The organism is Micromonospora sp. KC723, assembly GCF_004348595.1.
Taxonomy (GTDB): Bacteria; Actinomycetota; Actinomycetes; order Mycobacteriales; family Micromonosporaceae; genus Micromonospora.
The window spans coordinates 1-8,920 of record NZ_SMKD01000184.1; the positions used below are offsets into that span (position 1 = coordinate 1).

General features: G+C 75.9%; 9 protein-coding genes. 4 read left to right on the forward strand and 5 right to left on the reverse strand.

Features of this window, described 5'->3' with window-relative positions; all coding sequences use genetic code 11:
- The coding region (locus tag E1165_RS26220; protein WP_132394401.1) for an FAD-dependent oxidoreductase at window positions 1-1,289 on the reverse strand (1,289 nt) is incomplete at its 3' end.
- A complete protein-coding gene (locus tag E1165_RS26225) occupies window positions 1,286-2,419 on the reverse strand; it encodes an aromatic ring-hydroxylating dioxygenase subunit alpha (RefSeq protein ID WP_243705000.1) in 1,134 nt (377 codons plus the stop codon). The genes E1165_RS26220 and E1165_RS26225, both read right to left, overlap by 4 nt.
- A 161-nt stretch (window positions 2,420-2,580) precedes the next feature.
- Between E1165_RS26225 and E1165_RS26230 the strand changes: the two genes are divergently transcribed.
- Window positions 2,581-4,230: a condensation domain-containing protein gene (locus E1165_RS26230; RefSeq protein ID WP_132394402.1), complete on the forward strand. Its 1,650-nt coding sequence runs from the start codon at window positions 2,581-2,583 to the stop codon at window positions 4,228-4,230.
- Window positions 4,231-4,235: 5 nt separating this feature from the next.
- Here the strand turns inward: E1165_RS26230 and E1165_RS26235 are convergent, their stop codons facing one another.
- From E1165_RS26235 to E1165_RS26245, 3 genes are all read right to left on the reverse strand, one after another.
- Window positions 4,236-4,511 carry an acyl carrier protein gene (locus tag E1165_RS26235; RefSeq protein ID WP_132394403.1) on the reverse strand — a complete coding sequence of 92 codons (276 nt, stop codon included), beginning with the start codon at window positions 4,509-4,511 and terminating at the stop codon, window positions 4,236-4,238.
- Window positions 4,504-6,375, reverse strand: a complete 1,872-nt coding sequence (locus tag E1165_RS26240) for a non-ribosomal peptide synthetase (protein WP_132394404.1) — start codon at window positions 6,373-6,375, stop codon at window positions 4,504-4,506. The genes E1165_RS26235 and E1165_RS26240 overlap by 8 nt, the downstream gene beginning before the upstream one ends.
- Before the next feature lie 152 nt (window positions 6,376-6,527).
- Complete coding sequence (locus E1165_RS26245) at window positions 6,528-7,613, reverse strand: hypothetical protein (protein WP_132394405.1); 1,086 nt, start codon at window positions 7,611-7,613, stop codon at window positions 6,528-6,530.
- A gap of 69 nt (window positions 7,614-7,682) precedes the next feature.
- Here E1165_RS26245 and E1165_RS29245 point away from each other — a divergent pair, with 69 nt between their 5' ends.
- From E1165_RS29245 to E1165_RS26255, 3 genes are all read left to right on the forward strand, one after another.
- Window positions 7,683-7,874 carry a hypothetical protein gene (locus tag E1165_RS29245; protein WP_165945328.1) on the forward strand — a complete coding sequence of 64 codons (192 nt, stop codon included), beginning with the start codon at window positions 7,683-7,685 and terminating at the stop codon, window positions 7,872-7,874.
- Window positions 7,875-7,935: 61 nt separating this feature from the next.
- Entirely contained in the window at window positions 7,936-8,208 is a 273-nt protein-coding gene (locus E1165_RS26250) for a hypothetical protein (RefSeq protein ID WP_132394406.1), read from the forward strand.
- Window positions 8,205-8,920: MFS transporter (locus E1165_RS26255; protein WP_132394407.1), on the forward strand; the 716-nt coding region annotated here is incomplete at its 3' end. The genes E1165_RS26250 and E1165_RS26255, both read left to right, overlap by 4 nt.

Consider the following 8,920-nt stretch of genomic DNA (forward strand, 5'->3'; position numbering starts at 1 on the left):
CGCCCGGGAACCTGCCACGGTGGCCCCACCCCGGTCCACCAGCCGGGCTCGGGCACGGCGGCGTAACAGCCCTCGACCGTCGGCTCGACCTGCCAGTCCCGCTCCAGCAACGCGAGCGGCCGCCGCGCCGCCGGGCCGAACCAGGTGACGAGCCGGTCCAGCACCGCCGTCCGGCGGGCGGCCCCGGGCAGGCGGCCGTACGCGCGGGCGTCCGGCCCGGTGACGAAGCCGACCAGCACACCGAGGCCGTCCCGGCCGGCCGAGTCGTCCACCACGTACCGCAGCGGACCGGCCCCGGCCGTCACCCACCCGGACAGGCCGTGATCCGCCCAGAACGGACGGTCGTAGATCACATGCAACTTGACCGTGGCCCCCCGGGTCCGCGCCGGCCCCGGCGGTCGCCGGACACCCGGCAGGCGCAGCCGGATCCGGGCCGTCGGTCCCGGGGGCACCGCCACGACCACCCGGGCGCAGCGGACGCTGAGTTGGGGGCCGACGACGCGGATCGAACCCGTGGCCGGCCGGGTGCCCCCGGGGGCCGGCTGCTCGGCGTGCAGGTCGGTGACCGGGCTCCCGAGCCGGACCGGCCGGGCCAGCGCCGCCGCCATCCGCTCGGCCAGCTGGTGCGCGCCGCCGGCGAACCGGTCCTGCTGGGCGCCGCCGGCGAACGCCGTCAGGTAGTGCACCCCGCCGCCGGAGGCCAGGTAGAAGAGCAGGTGCAGCATGCCGACCTCGGCGGGGTCGGCGGCGAGCATCTGCCGGACCAGCAGGTCGATCAGGAGCCGTGCGTCCGGATGGGGGAACTCCCGTCGCGCCCACGCCGCGACGGTGAGCCGGTCCAGCTCGGTGGCGTCCGGCGCGGTGCCGGGGTCGGCGGGCGGCACGCCGGCGGCGAGCTCGTCCAGCCGGTCCAGCGCGTCACCGACGGCGAGGGCGTTGAACGCCGGCCGGTGGGCGTCGGACCGGACCGGGCCGGCACCCAGGTCGAAGAGGTTCGCCCCGGGCGCCGCGGTCGGGGTCAGCGCCAGGCCGAACCGCCCGGCCAGCTCGCGTACCCGTACGTGGCGGACGCCGAGGTAACCGCCGCCGGCGTCCAGCGCCTGTCCGTACCGGTGGTGGCTCGCGGTCCGGCCGCCCACCCGGCCGAGGGCCTCGACCACCTGGACCCGGCACCCGGCCGCCTCCAGCTCGGTGGCGGCGGCCAGACCGGCCAGGCCCGCGCCGATGACCACCACGTCCACCGCCGTCTGCTCCGGCGGAGAGGCGCCGGGCAACGGGACGCCGGTCACCCGGCCGGCTCCGTGGGTGCGGTCGGGCCGGTCGACGACAGCGGGCCGCCGGACCGGTACGCCGAGGCGAGCCGGGCCAGGAAGGCGTGCAGCAGGTCCTCGTGCGGGGCGAGCGGCCCGGGGCGGTAGCCGCCGCCGGAGACTCCCCGCTGCACCGACTCGCAGGCCGCCCAGTCCTGCCGGTTGGTGGTGCGCCAGAACTCCACGGCATAGTCGGGGTCGACGCCCGCGTCGACCAGCTCCGCCGGGAAGAGCCACTCGCACTCGATTCGGGTCCGGTCCGCCGCGACCGGGACCAGCCGGTGCGTGACCAGGTAGTCGTGGGTCGCGGTGACGAAGAGGTTGGGCAGCAGCAGGTGGTAGCGGACCTGCCGGGCCCGGTCCTCGTCCAGACCCGGGAAGGTCCAGTCCGGGCCGGCCCCGTCGAGCGACATCGAGGTGGCCGAGTTACGCAGGTCCAGGTGTCCGCCCAGCCAGCCACCGGTCGCGGGGAAACTCTCGCCGCCCTCGGTCCGCTGCACCCGGCTCAGCTCCGGATGGGTGCTCGGGCAGTGGTAGCACTCGAGATAGTTCTCCACGACCAGCTTCCAGTTCGCCGCCACGTCGTACTCCTCGGAGGCCACCACCCGCAGCTCGCCGGGGCGGTACGCGGCGAGCGCGGCGTCGAGGTCGCCGATCACGTCCAGCAGCGGCGGCGCGTCGCCGGAGAGGTCGACGAAGAGCCAGCCCTGCCACTGCGCCGAGCGGACCGGCAGCAGGTCCAGGTCCGTGTCCGGCGGCGGGTCGAACCGGGGGGCGTTGCGCAGCGAACCGTCCAGCCGGTAGACCCAGGCGTGGTACGCGCACCAGATGGTCGAGCGGCGCGCCACGCAACCCCGGGCGACCAGTTCGTGCCCCCGGTGCCGGCAGGCGTTGCGGAAGGTACGCAGCCGACCGGTCGCGTCCCGCACCGCGAGGACACCCGCGCCGGCCACGTCCAGGCCGGCCTGGACGCCCGACTCGGCGAGCGTCCCGGTGCGCCCGAGGCAGACCCAGTCCCGCCGCCAGAAGCGGTCCCGCTCCCAGGCGAAGACCCGGTCGCTGGTGTACGCCGCGGCGGGCAGGCCCCGGGCTCGCCCGGGCGGCAGCAGCGTCGCCGCCAGCTCGCCCGGCGGCAGCGGCGGCCCACCCCGGTCTCGGGAGCTTTCCGGTGTGGCGCGCGCTGCTGCCACCGTCCTACCCGGACCGTCCATCTCGGGCGTGGCGGTGGTCATCGCCCCCGCCCGCTGGCCGACCGTGACATCATCGTGCGATGGGCGGGGGTACGGAGGTCCGACGGGCGCCGCTCGGCGGCGCGCAGCAGTTCGAGTGGTGGAAGCTGCTCACCGGGACCTGCAACCGCATCACCGTCGCGTACCGGCCCGACCCACCGATCCCGCACCACCGGGCGGTGGCGGTGCTGCGCGGGCTGCTCGTCCGGCACGAGGCGCTGCGTACCGCGTTCCGGCTCGACGGCGCCGGGATGCCGGTGCAGGTCGTCCACGCCCCCGGCGAGCCGGTGGTCCGGGTCTGCGACGAGGACTCCGACGCCGCCCGGGAGGCGTTCCGCCGGACGCTGACCGAGCCGCCGTTCACCGACGCCGACACCGAGCTGGTCCGCTTCGGTGTGGTCCGCTCGGGTGACCTCGCGGTGGAGTTGCTGATGGTGGTCAGCCACGCGGTCTTCGACGGGCACAGCGAACGGATCGTGCTGGCCGAACTGGCCGAGGCGTGCCGAACCACCTCCGACGACCACCGGCCCGGCAGCTACCAGCACGCCGACTCGGCGCTGGACGAGGAATCCGGCGAGCTGCTGGGAAGCCGCGCCGCCGCCGAGCGGTTCTGGCGGGAGGAGGCACGCCGGATTCCCGCCCGGCTGTTCGACCCGCTGCGCCCGGGCGTCTTCCAGCGGTACGGCGCCAGCTACCGCTCCGCGGCGCTTGCGCCGGCCCTGGTGCTCGCCGCCCGCCGGCACCACACCAGCCCCGCGGTGGTCTACTCCGCGCTGGTGCACGCGCTGCTGGCGATCATGTCCGGAGCCCCGGCGACGGTCGTGAGCAGCCACTTCGTCGGGCGTACCTCCCGGGAGCGTGACGTGGTCGGTTGCTACCACTGCATCCTCCCCACCACGGTCGACGTCTCGGACCGCCCGTCGTTGGGCACGCTGATCGAACGGCTGCGGCTGCGGACGTTCCAGGTGCAGAGCCGGTACCGGCTGGGACAACTCGCGCTGCGCGAGATCCTGGCCGCCGAGGAGCGCCGGCGTGACATCGCCTTCGCGGCCGGGACGACCGTCAACTTCGACCACAGCCCGGAGCTGACCGAGCTGCAACGGCGCGGCGACCAGGAGCTGAGCGACCTGCTGACCAGGGCCGGTGAACTGGAGCTGGCGATGGGCCGCTGCGAGACGACCCCGGACAGGACCGGCTTCGACGCGTACCTGATGAGCACCGTCGAATCCGGTGCGATGTGGATCCTCGCCAGCTTCAACAGCATGGTCCTGGACCCGGGGCGGATGCGGGCGCTGCTGGCCGGTCCGGAACGGATCCTGCGGGCATACCTCGACAGCCCGGACCTGACCCTGGACCAGGTGGCGGCCCGGCTCGGCGGCGACATCGGCGATCCGGCGCTGGTGGACCTCGGCCCCGGCGAGGACCCGGGCCCGGCGGACGGCCCCGACGGGGACCGGGACGCCGGCCGGCCGGCCGCGGCGCGGGCGCTGCGCGAGGCGGTGGCAGAGCTCCACCGGCTCGACCACGTCGAGCCGGAGCGGTGCTATCTGGCGACCGGCGGCCGGCTGCTGCTGGTGCCGGCGGTCCTCGCCCGGCTCGCCGCGGCCGGCTGGTCCGGGCTCGCACCGGACGACTTCGCCCGTCCGGTGCCGCTGAGCCGGCTGGCGGAGCGGCTGCGCCGGAACCGATGACCCGGTCATCCCGCCGCCCCGGGCAGGGACCGGTCCACCCCTCGACGGGTGGACTCCGCGAGCCGGAAGGCCAGTTCCCGGAAGTCCCGGGCCTCGAAGAACACCGCGACGTCGAGTTCGACGCCGAGCCGGGACTCCAGCCGCAGGAACAGATCGGTGGCGGTCGCCGAGTCACCACCGATCTCGAAGAAGCTCTCCTCCGGGTCCGGGCGCCGGCCCAGCACGTCGGCGCAGGTCGCGAGGATCGCCGCCAGGTACCCGGTCGCCGTCGGCTCACCCATCGCCCGGCTCCGCCCCACCGCCGGCGGGCTCGCCGTCCGGCGCCCGGTCGCCCCGCCGCAGCACGCCGGCCAGGCCGCGCGGCGTACGCCACTCGAACAGGTCGACGAAGGTGAGTTCGACGTCGTACCGGCGGTAGAGGCGGGAGATGAGCCGGGCGGCGAGCAGCGAGTCGCCGCCGGCGTCGAAGAAGTCGTCGTCCGGCCCGTGTGCCCGGTCGAGGACCCGGCCGAAGATCGCCGTGACCTCGGCGACGACAGGATCGCCGGCTGTCTCCGGCGTCCCGCACGCGCCGCCGCGTCCCGCCGTCGCCAGCGCCGCGTGGTCGACCTTGCCGTTCGGCAGCAGCGGCAGGGCGGCATGCACCGACCAGCGGGTCGGAACCAGGTGGCCGGGCAGCCGGTCGCGCAGCCACGCGGCCAGCTCCGCCCCGGCCAGGGTCACGCCGGAGCGGGGCACGACGGCGGCGGCCAACTGCCGGCCGGTGTCCGCCGCACCGGTACCGTGCACCGCCGCGGCGACCAGCGCCGGGTGGCCCAGCAGGGCACGTTCCACCGCCTCCGGCTCGACCCGGTGTCCGCGCACCTTGAGCTGCCGGTCCACCCGGCCGACATAGCCGAGCTGCCCGTCCGGGCCAGTCGTCACCAGGTCGCCGGTCCGGAACATCCGTTCGCCGCCGGCGCCCGGCACCGGACCGAACCGCTCTGCGGTCTCCGTCGGACGGGCCTGGTAGCCGAAGCTGAGCGACGGGCCGCCGACGTACAGCTCGGCGGTCCGGGCACCGGGCGCTGTCGGGACCAGGACCTGCCGGACGTGGGGCAGCGGCCGGCCGATCGGCACCGGCACGCCGTCGGGCAGGTCGCGGCCGGCGGCGCCACCCAACTCGGCCTGGTGGGTGACCAGCACGGTCTCGGTCTGGCCGTAGGTGTTGACCAGCCGGACCCGGTCGGGCACCAGCTCGCACCAGGTGCGGACCGGGCCCGCGGCCACCTCCTCGCCGCCGATCACGACCAGGCGCAGCGACGGCGGCAACGACTGACCGGTCAGCCGAAGGAACTCCACCACCTCGTACCAGAAGGAGGTCGGCAGGTCGACCACGGTGACCCCGTTCGCCGCCACCGCCGCGAGCAGCCCGGCCACCGTGCCGTCCGTGGCCCGCCGGTCGATGACCAGGGTCGCTCCGCCGATCAGGCAGGGATAGATCTCCTCGCCGCTGGTGTCCCAGGTCAACGCCGCGAAGCTGAGGATCCGGTCGCCGGGCGCGATGCGCCACGCCTCGGTCAGCGCGGTCGCCGCCGTCGCCAGGGCCCGGTGTCCGACCAGGACCCCCTTGGCGGGGCCGGTGGAACCGGAGGTGTGGATGACGTAGGCCAGCCCGTCGCCGGCCGCCTCGGGCGCCGGCCCGACCGGCGCCCCACCGGCCCCCGGCCCTGGCGCGGACTCGATCGTCCGCACCGGGAAGCCGGCGGTGACGGCCGGAAGGAGCGGCGCGGCGAGCAGGATCCGCCGCAGGTCGCAGGTCCGGACGATGTCACGGAGGCGGTCCGGCGGATCGGTGGGGTCCAGCGGTACGTACGCCGCACCGGCCCGCAGCACCGCGAGCAGCGAGCCGATTCCGGTCGCCGAGCGCCGTACCGTGACACCGACCGGTTCGCCGGCCCGGACCCCGTCACGGACCAGCGTGCCCGCCATCGCCCCGACGTCCCGCCAGAGGCTCCGGTAGTCGGTGACCATGCCGTCCTCGACCAGCGCGGGGGCCTCCGGGGCCCGGGCCACCACCCGCTCCAGCAGGGCGATGACCGATGTTGCCGGGGCCGCCCCGGACGCGGGCCCGTCGTCGCGGGCCGGCGCCTGGCTGGTGGGCATCGGACTCCTCCCCGGCCCCCGGCCCCGGCCGCCGGGGCGCGACGCGGTAGCGGCTGGCCACGCCGGCCGGACACCCCGCGCGGTGGTCCCGTCGGGGCGGGCATCGAAGCCTCTCGAACAGTCCAGAAACTAGCCGTTCAGCCGCCATCTGGTCAATGGCGGCCGGGCCGGCGGGGGTCGTGGCCGGTCCGGGTGGCGACGTTGAGCCGTTCGACCATCCGCCGCTCGGCGGCGGCGATCAGCCGCAGCAGTTTCGGCACCTGGTGCAGCCCTCTGGCGGCCAGGTCCGCGGCGGCCGGGTCGACCGTCGTACCGGATCGACCTCCGGCGAGCCAGAGCGACGCGGCGACGTCCCACTGCCGGGACAGCGCGCGGACCCCGTCGGCGCACTCGGCCAGCGCCGGGTAGCCGAGCCCGGCGACCCGGGACAGCCAGAGCGCGTGCCCGCGGCGTACCGCGCCGAGGTCGGTGAAGCTGCTCACCGGCAACTCCCTGCGGCTGCCGGGGTCGGACCGGAAGTCCGGCCCGGCCAGCCACTCCGCCAGCCGGTCGGCGACCAGCTCGATCGCGGCCACCCCGCGCCGGCCCGACGGGTCCAGCATCGCCGCGACGTTGCGCCCGATTCGGTCCCGCCAGTTGCGCACCAGCCAGCCGGCCGCCTCCCCGGCGGCACCGGGGCACACCGTCACCTCCACGGTGCGGTACCGCGCCTCACCCAGGTGTGGCGAGTCGACCCACCGGGTGAACGTGGACGTCTCGACCCGGCCGGCGAACCGGGACCGGGGAAAGCTGTCCAGCACGCCGAAACCAGCGCCGGTGACGGCGGTGACGACCAGGTCGTGCGGCACGTGCGCAGTCCGGTGGAACGGGGCCGGCTCGTACCCGTACTGGTCGATGGTGACCGCGACCGCCCGCCCCTCGCGGACTCGGTCGCGCAGTTGCTGGTACAGCGGCGACAGCCCGGCGGCCCGTCGTTGCGCCAGTTCGATCCCGGTGCCAGTCGGGCCGGTGGCGGCGGGCAGCGGGTCACCGCTGCGAAACGACGGAGCGAGCCCGTCCTCGATGCCGCAGTCCACCGGAACCTCGAAGGTCAGCTCGCCGAGGAGCAGGTCTTCGGGATGCGCCACGCCGGCCAGCCTCAGCAGCGTGCCGAGCGCGGTGTCCCGGCAGTCGCCGTGCTCGAAGCCCGGGTCGGCGGTGGCTTCGCCAGCGTCGGGCGTGCCGGGCGGTTGCCGCATCGGACCTCCTCGCTGTGCCGGGCACCGGCGCCACGCCGTCGGGCGTCCACGCTACCGCCGTCCGGTTCGGTGTCCAGACGGGCGGTGGTATCCCCGGCGCGGCTGCTGGTCATCGGTCAGGCTCGCCTGGGCGTGGTCCGGCTGCCCGTGCCGGCCGGACCGGGGGTCCCGTGGCGGGCCCGAGGCCTGCGTCGACGACTGGTCACCGGCAGGGCCCTCGCCTGTGTGCTCGTGGTCGCGGCGGGTGGGCGGCGACCGTGACCCTCCTCGCCTTGTTGCCGACAAGTTGCAACAACGCCAGCGTGGCGATTAGATCGACGGCGTGACGGTGATCGAGAAGCCTCCGGTCCTCGGGCTCGGCACGCGACCGCCCGCCCCGGAGTGGGGCCGGCTGGCCGACAACCGCCCGTACGCCGGACGTGCCCTGTGGGCCACCCCCGCCGCGGCTGGCGCCCCGGCCCTGTCGGGGGCGCTCGCGGTCACCCTCAACGCCCCACCGCCGGGCCGGCGAGGACGCCTGGCACCCCCTGGCCCGACCGCCGGCCCGGTGAGGACGCCCGCCACCGCCGCTGCGGCGGCGGCAGGACAACGATGACCAGCCCACCCGCCCTGCGCCACGACCGGCCCGCCCCGGCAGAGCAGCGGGTCGCCCGGGCCGGCCGGTGGCGGCTGCCGACCGAGTTGCGGGAGATGCCGTCGCTGCTGCGGCTGCTCATCGGCACCCAGCTCGCCTTCAACGTCGGGTTCTTCGCCGTCCTGCCGTACCTGAGCAGCCACCTCGCCGACCAGATGGGCCTCGCCGGCTGGCTGGTCGGGCTCGTCCTCGGGCTGCGCACCTTCAGCCAGCAGGGGTTGTTCGTGATCGGCGGCGCGCTCACCGACCGGCTCGGACCCCGACCGGTCGTGCTGGCCGGCTGCGTGCTGCGCATCGCCGGGTTCGTCGGCCTCGCCGCCGCCGGCGGGATCTGGTCGGTGCTCGCCTCGGTGCTGCTCATCGGCTTCGCCGCCGCGCTGTTCTCGCCCGCGGTGGAATCCGAGGTGGCCCGCCAGGCCGTCGTCCACGAGAGCGCCGGGCACGTCCCCCGGACCCGGGTGCTGGCGATCTTCTCCGTGGCCGGTCAGATCGGGGCGTTCACCGGTCCGGTACTCGGCGCGTTGCTGCTCCTGGTCGACTTCCGCGCCGCCTGTCTCGGCGGCGCCGCCGTGTTCGTCGCGGTCCTCGCCGGACACGCCCGGCTCATGCCGCGCCGGCCCACCGCCGCGCCGGCCACCGCCCCGGCGCCGGCCGGGGACGGGCGGGCCGTGAC